This is a genomic window from Pseudomonas sp. TNT2022 ID1044 (genome assembly GCF_028656895.1).
Classification (GTDB): domain Bacteria; phylum Pseudomonadota; class Gammaproteobacteria; order Pseudomonadales; family Pseudomonadaceae; genus Aquipseudomonas; species Aquipseudomonas reinekei.
Window position 1 is genome coordinate 16,296 of the sequence record NZ_JAMDHB010000010.1, and the last position, 18,202, is coordinate 34,497.

Consider the following 18,202-nt stretch of genomic DNA (forward strand, 5'->3'; position numbering starts at 1 on the left):
AATGCCAACCTTCAAGGAGCCAGCCATGAGCGATCTACTGAACAAAGTGCTAGACGCCCATGGCGGTCTGGAGCGCTGGAAACGCTTCAACACGGTCAAGGCCACCATCGTTTCGGGCGGTGAATTGTGGGGGATAAAGGGCGTGGTGCAGGACGCGATGCCCCGCGAGATGACTGTCAGTCTTCAGCAGCAACGCGCTTCGGTAACGCCGTTCGGCAACCCGGATTGGCGCACGGCATTCAGGGCTGACTACATCGCTATCGAAACCACGCAAGGCGAGATCGTGCGCGAAAGGCTGAACCCTCGCGAAGCCTTCGTCGGGCATGACCTGGACACACCCTGGGACCCATTGCACCGCGCTTACTTCAGCGGATACGCGATGTGGACCTATCTCACTACACCGTTTTTCATGGTCATGTCGGGTTTCAAAGTCACTGAAATTGCGCCTTGGCAAGAAGGCTCCGAAGCCTGGCGCGGTTTGCGCGTCGAGTTTGCGGATGACATTGCCAGCCACTGTCGCTTGCAGGATCTCTACTTCGGGGACAACGGTCTATTGCGCCGACATGACTACCACGTCGATATCGCCGGCGGGTTTGCCGCGGCGCAGTACGTGAGTGATTACGTCGAGGCCCAGGGCCTTCGTTTTCCGACGCGGCGCAGAGCTTATCTGCGGGATGAAAAACTACAGCCGCTGCGGGAGCGGCTCATGGTGTCGATCGATTTGAGCGACTTTCGCTTGAGTTGAATCTTTTCGGGTAAAGCTCAGGTTAGTCGGCGTCGTGACGGTCTTTCGTCGAGCGGATGAGGTTGTCGCGCAGTTTTACAATGGCCTGCTGCATTTGCACGAATTCGTCCGGATCAAGACCGGTTTGCGGGAAACCCTCTTCGGTCAATTCTTCGCGAAGCTTTCGTCCTTCTTTCGTCAGGCTGATCCGTACCTGGCGTTCATCTTCCGGGTCGCGTTGGCGCCGCAGATACCCCATCGCTTCCAGCTTCTTCAGGATCGGCGTGAGGGTGTTGGATTCAAGGAAGAGCTTTTCGCCGAGGCTGCCGACGGTCTGGTTGTCCTGCTCCCACAGCACGACGAGGGTGATGTACTGCGTATAAGTCAGGCCGAGCCTTTCGAGCATTGGCTTGTAAGCCTTGCCGAAGGCGAGGTTGGAGGAATAGACCGCAAAACACAGGAAGTCGGCAAGCTTCAGGTCGAGGGCGGATGTCTTGTCACTGGCTTTCATGCGCATTCTCTCTGGGCAAGGACGGATGAATTGCAAGTCCGGACTATACATCGCATACGATGGTGTCGGAAGGGCTCAGACCTCTGCGTCTCATTGTCCACCTGTGCTCGGCCGGTTCATCAGGTAGCCCCTGGCGAACCGACCATGGACTGCGTTACGCGGTCTGGATGTTGATGGCGACATCAATGTTGCCGCGTGTTGCCTTGGAGTACGGGCAGATGGCATCGGCGTTGTGTGCCAGTTCGGTGGCGATTGTGTGTGACAGGCCGGGCACGCGCAGGGTCAGTCGGGCCTGGAGGAAGTAGGCCGCGCCGGTCTGTCCCAGATCAACTTCGATGTCGACAGCGGTATCGGCCGGCAGCGTCACCTTCAACTGTTGTGCGGCCAGACCCACGGCGGCGATGTAGCAGGCTGACCACGCTCCGGCGAACAGTTGCTCGGCTTTCGGGTGCGGCTGCACGCCGGTGAAAAGGTGTGCCGGGGTGGCACTGCCGGGGGACGACAGCTCAATATCGAGGTTGCCGTTATGGCCGCGCGAGGTGGTACCGGCGCTGCTCAGGGTGGTGTGGGTTTTGCCGCTGGCCAATACTTTTTCGATCTTGCTCATGATGATTTCCTCAGGATTACTGATTGTGTGATTTGTGTGCGTTTTAATCGTATGCGACTTTAGTGCTGCGCCCAGGCATCAGGCCGTAATTACGTTCAGGGCTACGTCGATATTGCCGCGTGTCGCTTTGGAGTACGGGCAGATGGAATCGGCGATATGCGCCAGTTCGGTCGCGACGTCGTGTGCCAACCCCGGAACGCGCAGGGTCACGCGGGCCTGAAGGAAGTAGGCCGGCCCCGTCTGACCCAGGTCTACTTCGATGTCGACGGCCAGGTCTGCCGGCAGTGCGATGTTGCGCTCGGCGGCAACCAGGCCAACCGCTGCGGTGTAGCAGGCCGACCATGCCCCGGCGAACAATTGCTCGGCTTTCGGATGCGGTTGGGTGGCAGCAAACACGTGGGCCGGCTGGGCAGAACCGGGAGACGACAGCTCGATGTCGAGGGTGCCGTTATGGCCGCGCGAGGTGGTGCCGGCGTTGCTCAGGGTGGTGTGGGTTTTGCCGGTGGCCAGTACTTTTTCGATTTTGCTCATGGGATGATTCCTCAAGGTTGTTAGTTTGTGCGATCTAATCGTATGCGATATATGTGCCGTGAAAATGGGTTTAGCAATCGGTTGCTGCAGTGATCCAGTTGTTGCCGTTGTGACCTTGGGCAGCGCGAGCGGTGGTGGTGAACATGGTGTGGGTGCTTGCGGTGTTCATGGTTGAATCTCCAAACGGCAATGGGGTTTGTGTTTATAATCGCTTTCGATTAAATCGTATGCGATGTGTTTATATTCTGCGAAAGCCCCAACGATGTCAAAGATTATTTTTCGCCAGGACGATGAGCGGTAGGAATGGGCATCGCGTGCGTCATCCGAAAAGTTCAAGGGTACTGGTGACCCGTGCTCGCCAACTGCGCGGAGCAGAGACTGTTGAGGCGGAGGCGAAAGCTGGAGGGGGTTACTGAATCGCAGGCACAAAAAAAGACGTCCGTGGACGTCTTTAGATGATGAAGTGGTGGAGCCGGGGGGATTTGAACCCCCGTCCGCCAGTACTCCGCTGTCGGTACTACATGCGTAGCCGTGTCTATTGAGTTAACCCTCAGCGACCCGACGGGCAGGGTGCTTTGGGCGAGTTGTGTAAGTTTTAGCCGCTTCGTCCACAACGTACTGCACGGCGATTCTGTTCTATATGACAATCACTTCGGGTTTACAGACATCCCCTGGTGATTGCTGGGCCCGAAGGCACCAGAAGTGTTTTAGGCAGCCAGAGCTGCGTTATCAACACCGTAGTCTTTGTCATTGGCAACTATAAGAAGTTGCAACAGTGGATTTACGAGTTCTGTTACCAACTCGGCATGCACCTAAAGTTTCGCAACCGGCGTCGAATCCTAAACGGCCCCGAACTCATTGCTCGTGAATCACGATGAGCAACAAGCCTGCACAGTCTACGTCAAAGTGGCCCGGAAGGCCAACCTGAAGGTTGGCCTTGTCTGGGATCAGTTCCGGGTCGGGTTTCGAATCTGCATTTTGGTGATGATGCCCGAGGTGACTTCGACGCAATCCTTATCGTTCCCGGCTGCCTGAGAGGCTTTCGCTTTGGTCAGTGCAGCTTTTACGGTGTCCATTGTGCCTTCAGGAAGGGAGGGCGCACTGTCCACGAAATCGCTTATTTGTTGAATATTCCCGGCACACAGGTCTTTATCCGCCGCAAAAGCCGGCGACGCCAACAGTGCAGCAGAAATGAACAATCCAGCCATTGCAGAGTGCTTCATGGGTATCTCCTTGCGCTTGTGGGCTCGGTGCTGCCGGTGAAGGGGGCCGCTTGCCGAGGTGGTTATAAGCCCCTTTCATAGGGCCTAGTCAAATGACTATAGCCGCGCGCAGGAATTCGGTTTTTTTTACGAGGGGCGGCACCTAGGGGTATCGGCGAGCTTGCGTCACCCGGTCAACCAGATACACCAGCCCGTGATAATCGATCCCGCCGTGCTGACTCAGGCCTATCTCACAGGTGCGACTGGTGGAGATGCCTTCCTCGCAGTACTGCACGGCATCTTTCAAGGTGCGCAGGGAATGGGCGTTCAACTCAGGGGTGGTAAAGCCCTTGTCTCCGGCAAACCCGCAGCAGTGAATGCCTTCGGGAATCACCACGTTGTTGCTGCACTTGCGCGCCAGATCGATCAGCGCCTGGCTCTCGCCCAGGTGTTGCGTGCTGCAGGTGACATGCACGGCGATCGGCGCTTCCTGCGGCGTGAAGTCCAGTCGATCCATCAAATGTGTGCGGATGAAACGCACCGGGTCGTACAGGTCCAGACGCACATCGCCCAAGTCCTGAGTCAGGCGCAAGGTGCAGGGGCTGGTGTCGCAGTAAATCGGGTCGAGGCCGCCACGGCTGGCGTGGAGCAGGGCGCCGATCAGTTCCTGGCGTTTGTGTTCGGCCTGTTCGGCATAACCCTTGGAAGCAAACGGCTGGCCGCAGCAGAGGTTGTCCAGATGGTCCGGGAAGATCACTTGATACCCGGCTTTTTCCAGCAGGCCTCGGGTTTTGTCGTACAGCGACATTTGCTCCTTGTCGCCGGCTGCCGGCCCCATGGCCCGAGAAACACAAGCCGCCAGATACACCACGCGCGGGCGTTCATCGGTCACCGACGGGCTGAAGCGAATGGCTTTTTCCGGTTGCGGCATGGCGTTGGTCCACTGCGGGACCTGGCCTTTGGACAAGCGCGTCAGCGTTGCCGACCACTTCGTCAGTCGTGGGGCACCGAGCAACATCCGCGCACCGTTGGCCACGTGCAGGGTGAAACGTGCGCCTTGCAGTGCCGTGGCGAAATTGCCTTCAAGCCAGTTAGCGGTTTTCGTATGGGTAGCGTGCTGGCCGCGAAGTTTTTTCACCAGCTCGCCGGTGTTAATTCCTACAGGGCAACGTTGTGCACAGAGCCCGGTCGCGGCGCAGGTATCGATGCCCTGATATTCGTAAGCGGCCTCGAGTTCGCGGGTGTCGACCCCGGCGCGTTTCTTCGCCTGGATATCACGCCAGATCACGATGCGCTGGCGCGGGCTCAGGGTCAGGCCTTTTGACGGGCAAACCGGCTCGCAGAATCCGCATTCGATGCACTTATCCACAATCTCGTCGGCGGCCGGCAAGGGTTTCAAGTGCTTGAGGTGGATCTGCGGATCTTCGCTGAGCACCACGTCCGGGTTGAGAATGCCGCTGGGATCGAGCAGTCGCTTGAGCTGCCACATCAACTGATAGGCGTCGCTGCCCCATTCCAGCTCAACGAACGGCGCCATGTTGCGCCCGGTGCCGTGTTCAGCCTTCAGCGAACCGCCGAATTCCACTGCGACCAATTGCGCCACGTCATCCATGAACGCCTGGTAGCGTGCGACTTCTTCCGGGCTGTTGAAGCCCTGGGTGAAGACGAAGTGCAGATTACCTTCCAGCGCGTGTCCGAAAAGGATCGCCTCGTCGTAGTGATGTTTGTCGAACAACTCGATCAGGCGATTCACGCCGATGGCCAGCTGTTCCACCGGGAAGGTCACGTCTTCGATGATCACCGTGGTCCCGGTTTTGCGCACCGCACCGACGGCGGGGAAAGTGTCCTTGCGGATCGCCCAGAGACGGGCGTTTTCCAGCGGATCTTCGGTGAAGTCAACTTGCTTCTCCACCGGGTACGATGCCAGTGACGCCATGATCTGCGCCAGTTGTTCGTGCAGCAATGTGGACGACGCTGCGCGGGATTCGATCAGCAGGGCGCAGGCATTATTCGACAGATGCTGTACGAAAGCGGGCATGCCGGGTTTGCTCTGCACCGAGCGCAAACTGCGTCGGTCCAGCAGTTCGACTGCCGACACTGGCTGGCTTTTCAGCACGGTGACGGCGTTGCAGCAGGTTTCCACATCCGGGAACACGATCAGCGCCGAGGCCTTGTTCGGGTGATCGATCACTGTGTCGTAGGTCACCGCGCTGATGAATCCGAGCGTGCCTTCGGAACCCACCAACAAGTGGCTCAAGATATCCACAGGCTCGTCGTAATCCACCAGGGCGTTGAGTGACAGGCCGGTGGTATTTTTCAGACGGTATTTGTGGCGAATCCTGGCAGCCAGTTCGGCATTGGCGCGGGTCTCGCGACCCAACGTCGCCAAGCGTTCAAGCAACTCTGCATGGCTTTGCCGAAACGCCGCGACACTGGCGGCATCTTCCGTGTCGAGGCGGCTGCCATCGGCCAGCACCAGTCGAATGCCAGCCAGGGTGTGATAGGTATTTTGCGCCGTGCCGCAGCACATGCCGCTGGCATTGTTGGCGACGATGCCGCCGATTTTGCAGGCATTGATCGATGCCGGGTCCGGGCCGATCTTGCGCCCGAACGGCGCCAGCCAGGCATTGGCCTGGGCGCCGATCACGCCGGGTTGCAGGCGAATTTGCGTGCCTTGGCCACGGATTTCGCGACCGTTCCAGTTATCCCCAAGCACGATCAGCACAGAATCGCTGATCGCCTGGCCGGAGAGGCTGGTGCCGGCGGCGCGGAAGGTCACCGGCACTTGATCGCGCTGGGCCAGTTTCAGCAACGCCACCACTTCATCTTCGGATTCGACGCGGATTACCAGTTGCGGAATCAGCCGGTAGAAACTGGCGTCAGTGCCGAAGGCCAACGTCGACAGCGGATCGTCGAAACGCCGCTGCGGTGGAATCAGTTGCTGCGTATCACGCAGGAAAGCGGCCGGTAGACTCATTGGTCCTCCAGGATCAGTACCACCAGGTCTTTCGGACCGTGGGCGCCGTAGGCCAGCACTTGTTCAATGTCAGCGGTTTTCGACGGGCCGGACACCAGCAAGGCGTTGGTCGGCATGCCTTGCGCCCATTCGAACTCCTGCTGCACCTGATAAAAGTTGTCGCGAATTTCACTGGCCTTGAGCAGGGCGAAATGCACCGGTGGCGCGAGGCTCATCATGCGCGGCTCTTCCCGCGTCGGCCAGATGATCAGGCTACCGGTTGCGGCGATTGCGCCGAGAGTCGTGGTCAGGCTCGCCGGGGTGTCGTTGAACAACTCGGCTTTCCATTCCTCGATCGGACGATCATAGGCCTTGAGCGTCGGCAGGTCGGGATTGTTCTCCCAATGCTGTGCGACACGCTGCCCGTGAGGTGTGGTCGGTGCGATCAACAGGCTCGGTAACCGGCGATCCGTTACCAACTGGCCGAGCAGTTCAGGCCAGCCGTCACCCGAGGTCAGATGGATTTCCGTGTGCACCGCTTCCATCAGTTTGCGCAGTTGCGGGATGCGTTGTTCCGGAGTGTAGGTGTAAGGCTGCGTCACCAGATCGACATCGAAGTTGTCAGCCACCGGCGTGGTGCCTGTCAGACTTTTACGCAGTTTGGCGAGGATGTTTTGCTTGGCGCTCATCAACGATCTCCCTGTTTGGCCAGATGCTCGCGAGCCATGTCATGCAATGAACGGGCAGCGGGTTTCGGGGCGCTGTGGTTTTGTGTCCACGGGCCAACCTTGCTCGGCGTGAGCGCGCGCAGGCGTGTCGCGGCCAGACCGAACAGTCGATACAGCGCCGGTGAGCTATTGAGTTTTGCCCAGGCATTCCAGATGAAGCGTTCCTTGCGCGAGTACTTGCTGCCTTGGCCGCGCATTACTTGATGGCTGCTGTCCGGCGCTTTGACGTTCTCTTCGCGCAAGCGGCGCAACAACGCGGGAATAGGAATTTTCACCGGGCACACTTCACCGCAGGCACCGCACAACGAAGAGGCGCTCGGATGATCCGGGACTTTCGCCAGGCCAACCATGTGCGGGGTGATGATTTTTCCGATAGGGCCGGGGTAGACCTCCCCATAGGCGTGGCCGCCAATTCGCGTGTAGACCGGGCAATGATTCATACAGGCGCCACAGCGAATGCAGTTCAGGGTCTGGCGCAGTTCGCTATCGGCGAAGGCCTGGCTGCGACCGTTGTCGAGCAGTACCAGATGCACTTCCTGCGGGCCGTCGAGTTCGTGTTCCTTGCGCGGGCCGGAAATCATGTTGACGTAGGTCGTGATCGGGATACCCAAGGCGGAACGGGTCAGCAGTGACAGCAGCGGCACCACGTCGCGCAGGTTTTCCACGACTTTTTCGATGCCGGTGACGGCGATGTGCACCGGTGGCACGGTGGTGGTCATGCGGCCGTTGCCTTCGTTTTCCACCAGCAGCAGGGTGCCGGTTTCGGCCACGGCGAAGTTGACACCGGAAACGCCGATGTCCGCTTCAAAGAATTTCTGCCGCAGGACTCTGCGACCGATCTGAATGAGTTGGTCAACGTCCTTGGTGTATTCCACTCCAAGTTTGTCGTGGAACAAGGACGCGACCTGACCGGCGTTCTTGTGGATCGCCGGCATAATTATGTGAGAAGGCTTCTCGTGGTCGAGCTGGACGATGTACTCGCCCATGTCCGATTCCAGGCATTCAATGCCTTGTTCAGCGAGGACATGATTCATCTCCATCTCTTCGCTGACCATCGATTTACCCTTGATCACTTGCCGCCCCTCGTGAGCGCGGATGATCGAGAGGACGATGCCATTGGCCTCGTCCACCGTTTCCGCCCAGTGCACTGTCACACCGTTGCGGGTCAGGTTCTGTTCAAGTTGCTCGAGCAATTCGGGCAACTTCGATAACGCTCGGGCGCGAACAGCGTTGCCCAGCGCGCGTAAATGTTCTCTTTCGTGGGCATCGCTGAAAGCCGCTGCCCGCTTGGTCATCAATGAATCCATCGCCTTGCGGAAGTTGCCGCGCAATTGCGCATCACCCAAGGCCTCGTGCGCCCGGGTGCGGAAATCTTCTTCCACGGCGACCGTAGGAATAATCTCGGCGGCGCTCATTGGGCACCTCCGGTTCGCTGCCAGAGGAAACTGGCCAGATGCTGACCGCGTAACGCTTCCTTCTGTTTTTCCAGCGAGCCGTTGATGTTCATCAGGCAACCGCAGTCGGCACTGAGCACCTTGTGCGCACCGGAGTCCTTCAACGATCGGGTCTTGTCAGCCACCATCGCGCCGGAAATGTCTGGCATACGGACGCTGAAAGTCCCACCGAAGCCACAGCATTCACTTTCATGGCTATGGTCGACTCGCTCCACATTGCTCAGCTGCGATAACAGCTCACGGCCGTGCAGGTGGGTGTTCATTTCACGGCGTGCCGAACATGACGTGTGCAACGCTACCTTTACCGGTTCGCCGCTGTCCTTGAGCTGCACCTTGCAGACAAACAACAGGAACTCGGTGAGTTCATAGGTTCTGGCAGCCAGTGCCTCAACCTGTTGCAACGTGTCCGGCTCGTCCTTGAACAAGTCGGCATAGTGCTCGCGCAACATGCCGGCGCAGGAACCTGACGGCACCACCACCGGATAATCCCCGGTGAATAACGCCAGTTGCGAGCGCGCCACGGTCCGGGCTTGCTCGGTATAACCCGAGGTGTACGCCGGTTGTCCGCAGCAGCTTTGCCCTTGCGGATACTCGACACGGATACCTTCGCGCTCCAGCAAATGGATCGCGTCCATTCCGGCTTCCGGGTAGAACAAGTCGACTACGCAGGTCCCGAACAGGTACACCCGTTGCGGTTTCTCGCTGGGGTATTGCCGAGGTTCAGGCAGTGGCGGGGCGACACGGGTCGCATTCGGCACAGCGTTGTAAAAAAGCTCGCTCATCAGGCGTGTCTCCGGGTGGGCCCGGTTATCCGTCCGCTGAGGCCGCTGAATATAGAGTGAGATTCTTTCAGCAGCCTTACAGACCGGGTTGTGAATAGCTGACGCCGGAATCGTGGTCCGGCGTCGGTTTTTTCCGTATCGGTTGTGGCGCTTAGTGCACCAGCATGCCGGTGAGCCAATAGGCCTGAGCCAATGTGATCAAGCCGACAATGGTTGCGAAGAACAGACTGTGCTTGAGCGTGAAGCGGAACAGGTCCGATTCCTTGCCCACCAGCCCCGTCGCGGCGCAGGCCACGGCGATCGACTGTGGCGAGATCATCTTGCCGGTCACGCCACCACTGGTGTTCGCCGCCACCAGCAAGGTGTCGTTGACGCCGATCTGGTGTGCGGTGGTTGCTTGCAGAGAACCGAACAGTGCGTTGGACGAGGTATCAGAGCCGGTCAGGAACACGCCCAGCCAACCGAGGAACGGCGAGAAGAACGGGAAAGCTGCACCGGTGCCGGCCAGCACCAGGGCCATGGTCGACGACATGCCCGAGTAGTTGGTGACGAATGCGAAAGCCAGCACCATGCCGATGGACAGGATCGGCCAGCGCAGTTCGTAGAAGGTCTCTTTCAAAGTGGTCAGACCAGTTTTGAGATTGATCTTCAGGACCAGCATCGAGATCAGCGCGGAGAAGAAAATCGCCGTGCCGGTCGCGGAAATCGGGTCGAGCTTGAACACGGCTGGAATGGCCGTCGGGTTCGCCACGATCGGCGCAACCTTGATCACCATCTGATCAAGATGCGGAATGGCGAAGTTGAACACGAAGTTGTACATCGAACCGCCGGCGGCAAACATCGCCTTGAACGGTTTCAGGGTCCAGATGGTGACCAGCACGGTCAGGATCAGGAACGGCGACCAGGCCTTGAAGATTTCTCCGAGGCTGTAAGGCGATGCCACGGTGATGCGCTTCTGACCGAAACCACCGGCATTGGCGGTGACCACGGATGCCGAGACGGCGCCGACGATATGCTGGCCGGCGGCGCGTCTTGGTTGCCAGACTTTCAGGAACAGGGTCAGAGAGACCAGGCTGGCCAGGGCCGAAGTGATGTCCGGCAGTTCCGGGCCGATGAAGTTCGAGGTGAAGTATTGGGTCACGGCGAAGCTCAACCCGGCAACCAGTGCAGCAGGCCAGGTTTCGCGGACGCCGCGCAGACCATCCATCATGAACACCAGCCAGAACGGCACGAACAGCGACAGCAGTGGCAGTTGGCGACCGGTCATGGCGCCGATCTTGAACGCGTCGATGCCGGTTACTTGCCCGGCGACGATGATCGGAATCCCCAGGGCGCCGAAGGCCACTGGCGCAGTGTTCGCGATCAGGCACAGGCCTGCGGCGTACAGCGGGTTGAACCCCAGACCGACCAGCAGGGCGGCGGTAATCGCCACCGGCGCGCCGAAACCGGCCGCACCTTCGAGGAAGGCACCGAAGCAGAAGCCGATCAGCAGCACTTGCAGGCGTTGGTCATCGGTAATCGACAGCACCGAGCTGCGGATCACTTCGAACTGGCCACTCTTGACCGTCAGTTTGTAAAGGAAAACAGCCGCCACGATGATCCACGCAATCGGCCACAGACCGTAGGCGAAACCGTAGCCCGCAGCGGCGAAAGCCATGTCGACCGGCATCTGGAAGGCAAAAATTGCCACCAGGATCGACAAGGCCAGCGTGATGCTACCGGCGACGTGTCCCTTGAGACGGAACACGGCCAGAGCCAGAAAGAAAAACACGATCGGAATAACGGCCGCGAGCGCGGATAAACCGAGGCTTCCGAGCGGGCTGTAGAGCTGTTGCCAGGTTTGCATATGGGGTGGCCCCTAATTGTTGTTGGTCAGGCACTGATCAGCGTTCTTGGATAATTGGTAATACCAATTTACAATCGCTGTTGGCTAGGGTAAAAGCCTTGAAGGTGGCGTGTCAATTTGCCGCCCTAAAACTTTTGTCGAATACGTGGCCCTCAAGAATTGGCCTTGTGTTTGATCAAGTGCTGTATGGCAGGTGCCGACGCGGCAGCAATGGGCCAGAATAGAGCGCCGGCGCGCCGTCGGATCGTGGAGAAAATGAGTTATGGGGTTTGATCAGATTCGTCAGCGCCGTTTGTCTGACGATATTGTCGAGCAGCTTGAGGGCATGATCCTCGAGGGCACGTTGAAGGCCGGAGAGCGCTTACCGGCCGAGCGTGCGCTGGCCGAGCAGTTCGGCGTCTCGCGCCCTTCGCTGCGTGAGGCCATTCAAAAACTGACGGCCAAGGGCTTGCTGGTCAGTCGCCAGGGCGGCGGCAATTACGTGGTGGAGTCGTTGGGCACGACGTTCAGTGATCCGCTGCTGCAATTGCTGGAGAGTAATCCCGAGGCTCAGCGCGATCTGCTGGAGTTCCGCCACACCCTGGAAGCGTCCTGTGCCTATTACGCGGCATTGCGCGCCACGGATGTCGACCGCGAGCGGCTGACTGCGGCGTTCAATGAGTTGCAGGATTGTTATTCGCGTCACGATGAAGTGAGTCGCGCCGAAGAGGGCGCGGCCGATGCGAAATTCCATCTGGCGATCGCCGAGGCCAGTCATAACGCAGTGTTGCTGCACACCATTCGCGGGCTGTTCGATTTGCTCAAGCGCAACGTGGTGACCAACATCGGCGGCATGTACAAGCAGCGCACCGAAACCCGAGACATGCTGATCACGCAGCATCGGGAGTTGTATCAGGCGATTATCGAGGGGCGGGCGGAACAGGCGCGAGAAGTCTCCAGTCGACACATTCTGTATGTGCAGGAGGTGCTGGAGGAGGTGCGCCAGGAAGTGCAGCGCGTGGCGCGGGCGGAGCGGCGCAAGGGAATGTAGTCGGGGGGCTGAGCGTTGGCAGTCCAATAGCAATCGCCAGCAAGCCGGCTCCTAAAGGTATCGTGGTCCGCCGATAATTTTATGGCGGGCTGGATTCTGTAGGAGCCGGCTTGCTGGCGATCTTGCTCTCAAGGAATGAAATTAATCTTCCTTGCCCTTGTTGCGCACCGCACGCTGCAGCTCGCGACCGGCATCGCGCTCGCGCTCGGTATCGCGCTTGTCGTATTCCTTCTTGCCCTTGCCCAGTGCGATCTCGCACTTGACCATGTGCTTGCTCCAATACCAGGACAGGCACACGCAGGCGTAACCCTTCTGCTGCACAGCGGCGGCGAGCTTTTCGAGCTCGCGTCGGTTGAGCAGCAATTTACGGGTGCGCACCGGATCAGCGATGACGTGAGTGCTGGCTGTCATCAGGGGCGTAATGTGACTGCCGAGCAGCCAGGCTTCGCCATCCTTGAGCAGCACATAACTGTCAACCAGCTGCAGCTTGCTTGCCCGCAGACTTTTTACTTCCCAGCCGGCCAGGACCAGACCAGCCTCGAACTTATGCTCGATGAAGTAATCGTGTCGCGCCTTTTTATTCTGCGCGATGGTCCCTGTTGGGTGTTTCTTCTGTTTAGCCATAGGGGCGGCATTATAGGGAGTTGCAAGCGAGTCGGCTACGGTGTTGCTACGTGCTTGAGCAGGTTGATTGAATCCCGGACAATGCGCGCTCTTTTTCGAACGCTTGGGCGTGATAACGATGTCGACAGACAAGGTTTCTGTCCACGGCAGTTGGGCTAGCCGCTGGGTCTTCATACTCGCCGCGACCGGTTCGGCCGTGGGCTTGGGTAGTATCTGGAAATTCCCCTACATGGTTGGCGTCTACGGCGGCGGCGCGTTTGTGCTGATGTTCCTGGCCTGTATCGCGCTGATCGGTGTACCGGTGATGCTCGCGGAAACCCTGATCGGTCGGCGCGCCCGGCAGAGCCCGGCCAATGCCTTGAAGGTGCTGGCGCTGGAGGCGGGGCATTCGGCCAAGTGGTCGTGGGGCGCATTCGCCGGGATGATCACGGCGTTGCTGATCCTCTCTTTCTATAGCGTTGTTGGCGGCTGGTCGCTGGATTACATCATCGACATGGGGCGTGGCGACTTCCAGGGCGCGACGCCCGATCAGGTGGGCGCTTACTTTGGTGCCGTGATCGCCGATCCATGGCGGCTGACGCTTTGGCACACCGTTTTCATGCTGCTGTCGGCCGTGGTGATTGCCAAGGGTGTGGTGGCCGGGCTTGAACGCAGCTTGCGGATCATGATGCCGCTATTGTTTGTGATGATCCTTGTGTTGCTGGGCTACAGCATGACCACCGGGCACTTCATGGAAGGCGTGCATTTCATGTTCGACTTCCACCCGGAAAAGGTCATGGACGGCTTGCTGCCAGCGATGGGGCATGCCTTCTTTTCCCTGAGTGTCGGCGTTGGTTCGATCATGATCTACGGCGCCTACATGCCGAAGAACTCGTCCATATCCGGCACTGTTGTTGGCGTGGCGCTGCTTGATACCTTCGTTTCACTGGTCGCCGGTCTGGCGCTCTTTCCGATTGTATTTGCCGGGGGGTTGAACCCGAGCGAAGGCCCTGGCCTGATGTTTGTCAGCCTGCCTTTTGCCTTCGGCAACGTAGCGTTTGGCCAGTTGATGGGCGTAGTGTTCTTCGTGTTGGTTGCGATTGCGGCCTGGAGTTCGGCCATCTCGCTGCTCGAACCCATGGTGGCTTACTTGGTCGAGCGCTCGAAAATCAGTCGGGCCTGGGTCACTTTCTGGCTGGCTTTCATCTGCTGGTTTGTCGGTCTGGGCACGGTGTTTTCCTTCAATATCTGGAAGGAAGCCAAGTTTTTCGTGAACGAAGGCGGGTTGTTCCACCTCTACCAATGGGGAGCGGCAGGCGGTCTCGACTTCTTCGGCGTGATCGATTTCTTCACCTCGCGGATCATGCTGCCACTCGGGGGACTGTGTTTCGTGGTGTTTGCAGGCTGGGTGATGGGTCGTGACGCGGTGCGTGAGGAGTTGTCGATCCGCAACCCGGCATTGTTCGCACTGTCCCTGTTCTTGATGCGCTATGTGGCGCCCATCGGCATTCTCGTAGTGTTTGCCGCCCAGCTCTGGAAGTAACGCTGACATGACGACACACATTTCACGTTCAGCCCTGCTGCCGTATCCGGCGCAAGCGCTTTATGACCTGGTCAACGACGTGGCGCGGTATCCGGAATTCCTGCCGTGGTGCTCAACGGCTGAAGTCCTGGAAAGTTCTCCCGAACACATGCGCGCCAGCGTCGGTGTGGCCAAGGGCGGCCTCAGTCAGCATTTCGTGACGCGCAATACCCTGGTGCCGGGTCAATCGATCGAGATGAACCTTGAAGAAGGGCCGTTCACTCAGCTGCACGGCGTCTGGGTCTTCAAGCCGTTGGGCGAGAAAGCCTGCAAGATCAGCCTGGACCTGTCGTTTGACTACGCAGGGCCGATTATTCGCGCCACCTTGGGGCCGTTGTTCAATCAGGCCGCCAATACGCTGGTGGATGCGTTCTGCCAGCGTGCCAAGCAAATGTATGGTTAAGGCGATGATCGAGGCTGAGGTGGTGTATGCCGCTGAAGATCGTCAAGTGCTCACGCCGGTCACGGTGCCGGCGGGGACGACGGTTCGTGCTGCATTGTTGAAGTCCGGGATCGGTGATGTGTTTGCCGAGCTGGATTTGGCTGAATGCCCGGTGGGCATCTTCGGCAAGGTGATTGGCGATCCCGACACCCGAGCGGTTCAGTCGGGAGATCGAATCGAGATTTACCGGCCGCTGCTGGCTGATCCCAAAGAAGTCCGGCGACTTCGGGCTGCCAAGGCGGCGGAGGCTAAAGCCCGGAATCAATGAGTGACAAAACAGCAGGCAACAAAAAACCCGGACATGCCGGGTTTTTTATTGCGTCGCAAATTATTGCGGCGAGGTGTCCAGTGGTTCTGGAGTCGGGACAGGAACGGTTTCTACGCCGTCGACGTCCTTTTGAATCTGATCCAGCAACGAACCTGGCTTGACCGGTTTTTCCGGTTTCGGCTTCTCGACGTTTTCTGCCGGTGCAGTGACGGTGGTGTCACTGTCCTTGCCGAGAATCGCTTCGTCGCGGCTCACGCCTGGCATGAAATCGCCAGAGAGGCTGACAAGCTGGTCATTTGGGTTGAAGATAACGCTAATGCGTTCCTGTTGGCGTTCACCGCCCCCTGGTTGCAGGCTGTACAGGTAATCCCAGCGATCGGCATGGAACGTGTCGGTCAGCAGAGGGTTACCCATGATAAACCGTACTTGCTTTCGGGTCATTCCCGGGCGTAACTGGTCTATCATGTCCTGCGTGACGACATTGCCCTGCTGGATGTCGATTTTGTAAACCCCGGGGAATGAACAACCGGCGAGTGCGAGCAGTCCCACAAAGGTGAAACTGGTTAGCAAGAGCTTGGTGTTTTGCATCGGTGGGCGACTTCCACTATCTTGGCTGGGACAACGTAAACGCCGATCATACCCGCATTAAGAGAAGCTGCGAAGCAGCATCGCGAGAAAGCTGACCATGGTTGAAAATAGCGAACTACGCAAAGCCGGCCTCAAAGTGACCCTGCCACGGGTCAAAATTCTGCAAATGCTCGATTCCGCCGAGCAACGCCACATGAGTGCTGAAGATGTTTATAAGGCGCTGATGGAGGCTGGCGAGGACGTCGGTCTGGCCACGGTTTACCGTGTACTGACTCAGTTCGAGGCAGCTGGCCTTGTGGTGCGGCACAACTTCGACGGAGGCCACGCGGTCTTCGAACTGGACGACGGTAAGCATCACGACCATATGGTCAACGTCGAAACCAGCGAAGTGATCGAATTCTTCGACGAAGAAATCGAGCGCCTGCAGAAAGCCATCGTCGACAAGTACGGTTTCGAGATGGTTGATCACAATCTGGTGCTGTACGTACGCAAGAAAAAGTAAGCATGTCGCGCGAACCGCGTTCGCGAAACGAACGAAGGCGACCTCAGGGTCGCCTTCGTGCTTTCTGTCTGCCTTAAATTTTTGCTGCTACCACCATTTTTTTCGCGTGAGCCAGGGACTCCTTGGTGAGATCGATGCCGCCCAGCATTCGGGCGACCTCTTCCACGCGATCGTTCTTGCTCAATTTGGAGACGGCCGTGCGAGTGGCGTCTTTGCCTCGTACCTTGTGGACAAAAAGATGCTGGTGCCCCTGTGCCGCGACTTGCGGCAAGTGGGTCACGGTCAGCACCTGTCCGCGCTCGCCGAGTCGACGCAGCAACTGGCCGACAATTTCGGCCGTCGGGCCACCAATGCCCACGTCCACTTCGTCGAACACCAGGGTCGGCACGCGAGAGGTCTGTGCGGTGATGACCTGAATCGCCAGGCTGATCCGCGACAGCTCGCCGCCGGATGCCACTTTCGCCAGGGCCTTCAATGGCTGGCCCGGGTTTGCGCTGACCAGCAGTTCGACCTGTTCGAGGCCGTTCGGCAGCAGTTCATCGCTGCTATTAGGGCGAAGCTCAATGGTGAAGCGACCGCCGGGCATGCCCAGGCGCTGGATTTCCTGCTCCACGGCGCTGGCCAGGCTGCTTGATGCCTGGTGGCGCAAGTCACTCAGCTCCCGGGCCTTCTCCTGATAATGACGGGCATAGGACGCCAGCTCTTCGCTCAGTCGCTCGATGGATTCGTCGTTGGCATTCAGGGTTTCGATTTCATCCAGCAGGCGTTGCTGCATCTCCGCGACTTCGGTCGGCTGGATGCGATGTTTGCGCGCCATGGTGTAAATCGCGTCGAGACGCTCTTCCAGATACTGGAGGCGCGCGGGGTCGGCATCGAAATTGTCGAGAAAGCGGTTTAGCTCGCCCACGGCCTCCTCAACCTGGATCTGGGCACTGGTCAGCAGGCTGCTGGCTTCGCCGAGTGCGCCAATGGAGCTGTTCGCGCTCGACAGGCGGTTGAGGCTGGCGGTAAGAGCATTCAATACGTTGCCGGAGTCGCTTTCGCTGCATTGCTCGACCACTTGCCGGCAAATCCCCAACAAGGTTTCGGCATTGGTCAGGTTTTTGTGTTCCTGTTCCAGCTCTTCCAGTTCGTTGTCGCCCAGGCCGAGGTTTTCCAGCTCTTCCAGTTGATAGCTGAGCAGTTGATGGCGGGCGCGTTGTTCATCGCCGGAATTGGAAAGGCGTTCGAGCTCCTGGCGTGTCTGGCGCCAGCGCTGGGCGGCGAGCTGCACCTGGCGGGCGAGATCGGTTGCGCCGGCGTACTCGTCGAGCAGGCGGCGGTGGGTATCGGTCTTGAGCAGGGATTGGTGCTCGTGCTGGCTGTGGATATCGATCAGCAACTCGCCCAGCGCCTTGAGGTCGCCGAGCGGGCAGGGCGTGCCATTGATATAGCCGCGTGAACGTCCTTCGGCGGTGATCACCCGGCGCAGGATGCACGGGCCGTCGTTCTCGAGGTCGCGTTCGGCCAGCCAGGTGCTGGCTTCCGGAATGTCAGCCAGGTCGAAGGTTGCCAGGATGTCGGCCTTGTCTGCGCCGGGACGGACCACGCCACTGTCGGCGCGATCGCCCAGCGTCAGGCCCAGCGCGTCGAGCATGATCGACTTGCCGGCGCCGGTTTCACCCGTGATCACGCTCATTCCGCGATCGAGTTCGAGATCGAGATGTTCAACGATGGCGTAGTTATGTACGGACAGGTGCACCAGCATAAAGGCCGCTCCCAGGCTTTAGGTCTGGTTATTTATACAGTGTTTTGTTTCTGGCTGACAATGCCCTCGCTTGGCTCGTTTCGCTTGATCCGACGAAAT

General features: G+C 58.9%; 18 protein-coding genes and 1 other RNA gene. 6 read left to right on the top strand and 13 right to left on the bottom strand.

Annotation, left to right across the window (positions count from 1 at the left end; translation table 11 throughout):
- The first annotated feature begins 25 nt into the window (after window positions 1-25).
- The gene (locus tag M5G20_RS14935) at window positions 26-745 is read left to right on the top strand and encodes a hypothetical protein (RefSeq protein ID WP_273919707.1); all 720 of its coding nucleotides are present in this window, start codon (window positions 26-28) and stop codon (window positions 743-745) included.
- Between the two features lie 22 nt (window positions 746-767).
- On the opposite strand, the gene M5G20_RS14940 is transcribed toward M5G20_RS14935, so the two are convergent.
- From M5G20_RS14940 to M5G20_RS14985, 10 genes are all read right to left on the bottom strand, one after another.
- Complete coding sequence (locus M5G20_RS14940; RefSeq protein ID WP_273919708.1) at window positions 768-1,235, bottom strand: MarR family winged helix-turn-helix transcriptional regulator; 468 nt, start codon at window positions 1,233-1,235, stop codon at window positions 768-770.
- 154 nt (window positions 1,236-1,389) lie between these two features.
- Window positions 1,390-1,842 carry an Ohr family peroxiredoxin gene (locus M5G20_RS14945; RefSeq protein WP_273919709.1) on the bottom strand — a complete coding sequence of 151 codons (453 nt, stop codon included), beginning with the start codon at window positions 1,840-1,842 and terminating at the stop codon, window positions 1,390-1,392.
- A gap of 78 nt (window positions 1,843-1,920) precedes the next feature.
- Complete coding sequence (locus M5G20_RS14950; protein ID WP_273919710.1) at window positions 1,921-2,373, bottom strand: Ohr family peroxiredoxin; 453 nt, start codon at window positions 2,371-2,373, stop codon at window positions 1,921-1,923.
- A gap of 464 nt (window positions 2,374-2,837) precedes the next feature.
- Window positions 2,838-3,224, bottom strand: a transfer-messenger RNA (tmRNA) gene (gene ssrA, locus M5G20_RS14955).
- Window positions 3,225-3,320: 96 nt separating this feature from the next.
- Window positions 3,321-3,596 carry a hypothetical protein gene (locus tag M5G20_RS14960; protein ID WP_273919711.1) on the bottom strand — a complete coding sequence of 92 codons (276 nt, stop codon included), beginning with the start codon at window positions 3,594-3,596 and terminating at the stop codon, window positions 3,321-3,323.
- A gap of 142 nt (window positions 3,597-3,738) precedes the next feature.
- Complete coding sequence (locus M5G20_RS14965; RefSeq protein ID WP_273919712.1) at window positions 3,739-6,552, bottom strand: FAD-binding and (Fe-S)-binding domain-containing protein; 2,814 nt, start codon at window positions 6,550-6,552, stop codon at window positions 3,739-3,741.
- Window positions 6,549-7,220, bottom strand: a complete 672-nt coding sequence (locus M5G20_RS14970; protein WP_273919713.1) for a LutC/YkgG family protein — start codon at window positions 7,218-7,220, stop codon at window positions 6,549-6,551. Before M5G20_RS14970 ends, M5G20_RS14965 begins: the two co-directional genes overlap by 4 nt.
- On the bottom strand, window positions 7,220-8,674 hold the full coding sequence (locus M5G20_RS14975; protein ID WP_273919714.1) for a LutB/LldF family L-lactate oxidation iron-sulfur protein: 1,455 nt from the start codon (window positions 8,672-8,674) through the stop codon (window positions 7,220-7,222). Before M5G20_RS14975 ends, M5G20_RS14970 begins: the two co-directional genes overlap by 1 nt.
- A complete protein-coding gene (locus M5G20_RS14980) occupies window positions 8,671-9,495 on the bottom strand; it encodes a (Fe-S)-binding protein (RefSeq protein ID WP_273919715.1) in 825 nt (274 codons plus the stop codon). The genes M5G20_RS14975 and M5G20_RS14980 overlap by 4 nt, the downstream gene beginning before the upstream one ends.
- Before the next feature lie 151 nt (window positions 9,496-9,646).
- Window positions 9,647-11,341 carry a lactate permease LctP family transporter gene (locus tag M5G20_RS14985; RefSeq protein WP_273919717.1) on the bottom strand — a complete coding sequence of 565 codons (1,695 nt, stop codon included), beginning with the start codon at window positions 11,339-11,341 and terminating at the stop codon, window positions 9,647-9,649.
- Window positions 11,342-11,603: 262 nt separating this feature from the next.
- On the opposite strand from M5G20_RS14985, the gene M5G20_RS14990 reads away from it, so the two are divergent.
- Window positions 11,604-12,371: an FCD domain-containing protein gene (locus M5G20_RS14990; RefSeq protein ID WP_150731769.1), complete on the top strand. Its 768-nt coding sequence runs from the start codon at window positions 11,604-11,606 to the stop codon at window positions 12,369-12,371.
- A gap of 141 nt (window positions 12,372-12,512) precedes the next feature.
- On the opposite strand, the gene smpB is transcribed toward M5G20_RS14990, so the two are convergent.
- A complete protein-coding gene (smpB, locus tag M5G20_RS14995) occupies window positions 12,513-12,995 on the bottom strand; it encodes an SsrA-binding protein SmpB (RefSeq protein ID WP_007915208.1) in 483 nt (160 codons plus the stop codon).
- Window positions 12,996-13,113: 118 nt separating this feature from the next.
- Between smpB and M5G20_RS15000 the strand changes: the two genes are divergently transcribed.
- From M5G20_RS15000 to M5G20_RS15010, 3 genes are read left to right on the top strand one after another with little or no spacing between them, the layout of a single operon-like run.
- A complete protein-coding gene (locus M5G20_RS15000) occupies window positions 13,114-14,517 on the top strand; it encodes a sodium-dependent transporter (RefSeq protein ID WP_150731770.1) in 1,404 nt (467 codons plus the stop codon).
- A 7-nt stretch (window positions 14,518-14,524) separates the two neighbouring features.
- The gene (locus M5G20_RS15005; RefSeq protein WP_150731771.1) at window positions 14,525-14,959 is read left to right on the top strand and encodes a type II toxin-antitoxin system RatA family toxin; all 435 of its coding nucleotides are present in this window, start codon (window positions 14,525-14,527) and stop codon (window positions 14,957-14,959) included.
- The gene (locus tag M5G20_RS15010; RefSeq protein ID WP_273919719.1) at window positions 14,952-15,266 is read left to right on the top strand and encodes an RnfH family protein; all 315 of its coding nucleotides are present in this window, start codon (window positions 14,952-14,954) and stop codon (window positions 15,264-15,266) included. Before M5G20_RS15005 ends, M5G20_RS15010 begins: the two co-directional genes overlap by 8 nt.
- A gap of 60 nt (window positions 15,267-15,326) precedes the next feature.
- On the opposite strand, the gene M5G20_RS15015 is transcribed toward M5G20_RS15010, so the two are convergent.
- Window positions 15,327-15,854: an outer membrane protein assembly factor BamE gene (locus M5G20_RS15015; protein ID WP_273919720.1), complete on the bottom strand. Its 528-nt coding sequence runs from the start codon at window positions 15,852-15,854 to the stop codon at window positions 15,327-15,329.
- Between the two features lie 97 nt (window positions 15,855-15,951).
- On the opposite strand from M5G20_RS15015, the gene fur reads away from it, so the two are divergent.
- Window positions 15,952-16,356, top strand: coding sequence for a ferric iron uptake transcriptional regulator (fur, locus tag M5G20_RS15020; RefSeq protein ID WP_003197684.1), 405 nt, complete (start codon window positions 15,952-15,954; stop codon window positions 16,354-16,356).
- A gap of 73 nt (window positions 16,357-16,429) precedes the next feature.
- Here the strand turns inward: fur and recN are convergent, their stop codons facing one another.
- The gene (recN, locus tag M5G20_RS15025; RefSeq protein ID WP_273919725.1) at window positions 16,430-18,103 is read right to left on the bottom strand and encodes a DNA repair protein RecN; all 1,674 of its coding nucleotides are present in this window, start codon (window positions 18,101-18,103) and stop codon (window positions 16,430-16,432) included.
- Window positions 18,104-18,202 lie beyond the last annotated feature (99 nt).

Bases quoted from the DNA above. Each gene is read 5' to 3' on its own strand.
- M5G20_RS14980 (WP_273919715.1), bottom strand. From the start codon at position 9,495: ATGAGCGAGCTTTTTTACAACGCTGTGCCGAATGCGACCCGTGTCGCC.
- recN (WP_273919725.1), bottom strand. From the start codon at position 18,103: ATGCTGGTGCACCTGTCCGTACATAACTACGCCATCGTTGAACATCTC.
- M5G20_RS14965 (WP_273919712.1), bottom strand. From the start codon at position 6,552: ATGAGTCTACCGGCCGCTTTCCTGCGTGATACGCAGCAACTGATTCCA.
- M5G20_RS15005 (WP_150731771.1), top strand. From the start codon at position 14,525: ATGACGACACACATTTCACGTTCAGCCCTGCTGCCGTATCCGGCGCAA.
- M5G20_RS14945 (WP_273919709.1), bottom strand. From the start codon at position 1,842: ATGAGCAAGATCGAAAAAGTATTGGCCAGCGGCAAAACCCACACCACC.
- M5G20_RS15015 (WP_273919720.1), bottom strand. From the start codon at position 15,854: ATGCAAAACACCAAGCTCTTGCTAACCAGTTTCACCTTTGTGGGACTG.
- M5G20_RS14985 (WP_273919717.1), bottom strand. From the start codon at position 11,341: ATGCAAACCTGGCAACAGCTCTACAGCCCGCTCGGAAGCCTCGGTTTA.
- M5G20_RS14975 (WP_273919714.1), bottom strand. From the start codon at position 8,674: ATGAGCGCCGCCGAGATTATTCCTACGGTCGCCGTGGAAGAAGATTTC.
- M5G20_RS14935 (WP_273919707.1), top strand. From the start codon at position 26: ATGAGCGATCTACTGAACAAAGTGCTAGACGCCCATGGCGGTCTGGAG.
- M5G20_RS14990 (WP_150731769.1), top strand. From the start codon at position 11,604: ATGGGGTTTGATCAGATTCGTCAGCGCCGTTTGTCTGACGATATTGTC.
- M5G20_RS14960 (WP_273919711.1), bottom strand. From the start codon at position 3,596: ATGAAGCACTCTGCAATGGCTGGATTGTTCATTTCTGCTGCACTGTTG.
- M5G20_RS15010 (WP_273919719.1), top strand. From the start codon at position 14,952: ATGGTTAAGGCGATGATCGAGGCTGAGGTGGTGTATGCCGCTGAAGAT.
- fur (WP_003197684.1), top strand. From the start codon at position 15,952: ATGGTTGAAAATAGCGAACTACGCAAAGCCGGCCTCAAAGTGACCCTG.
- M5G20_RS15000 (WP_150731770.1), top strand. From the start codon at position 13,114: ATGTCGACAGACAAGGTTTCTGTCCACGGCAGTTGGGCTAGCCGCTGG.
- M5G20_RS14940 (WP_273919708.1), bottom strand. From the start codon at position 1,235: ATGAAAGCCAGTGACAAGACATCCGCCCTCGACCTGAAGCTTGCCGAC.
- M5G20_RS14950 (WP_273919710.1), bottom strand. From the start codon at position 2,373: ATGAGCAAAATCGAAAAAGTACTGGCCACCGGCAAAACCCACACCACC.
- M5G20_RS14970 (WP_273919713.1), bottom strand. From the start codon at position 7,220: ATGAGCGCCAAGCAAAACATCCTCGCCAAACTGCGTAAAAGTCTGACA.
- smpB (WP_007915208.1), bottom strand. From the start codon at position 12,995: ATGGCTAAACAGAAGAAACACCCAACAGGGACCATCGCGCAGAATAAA.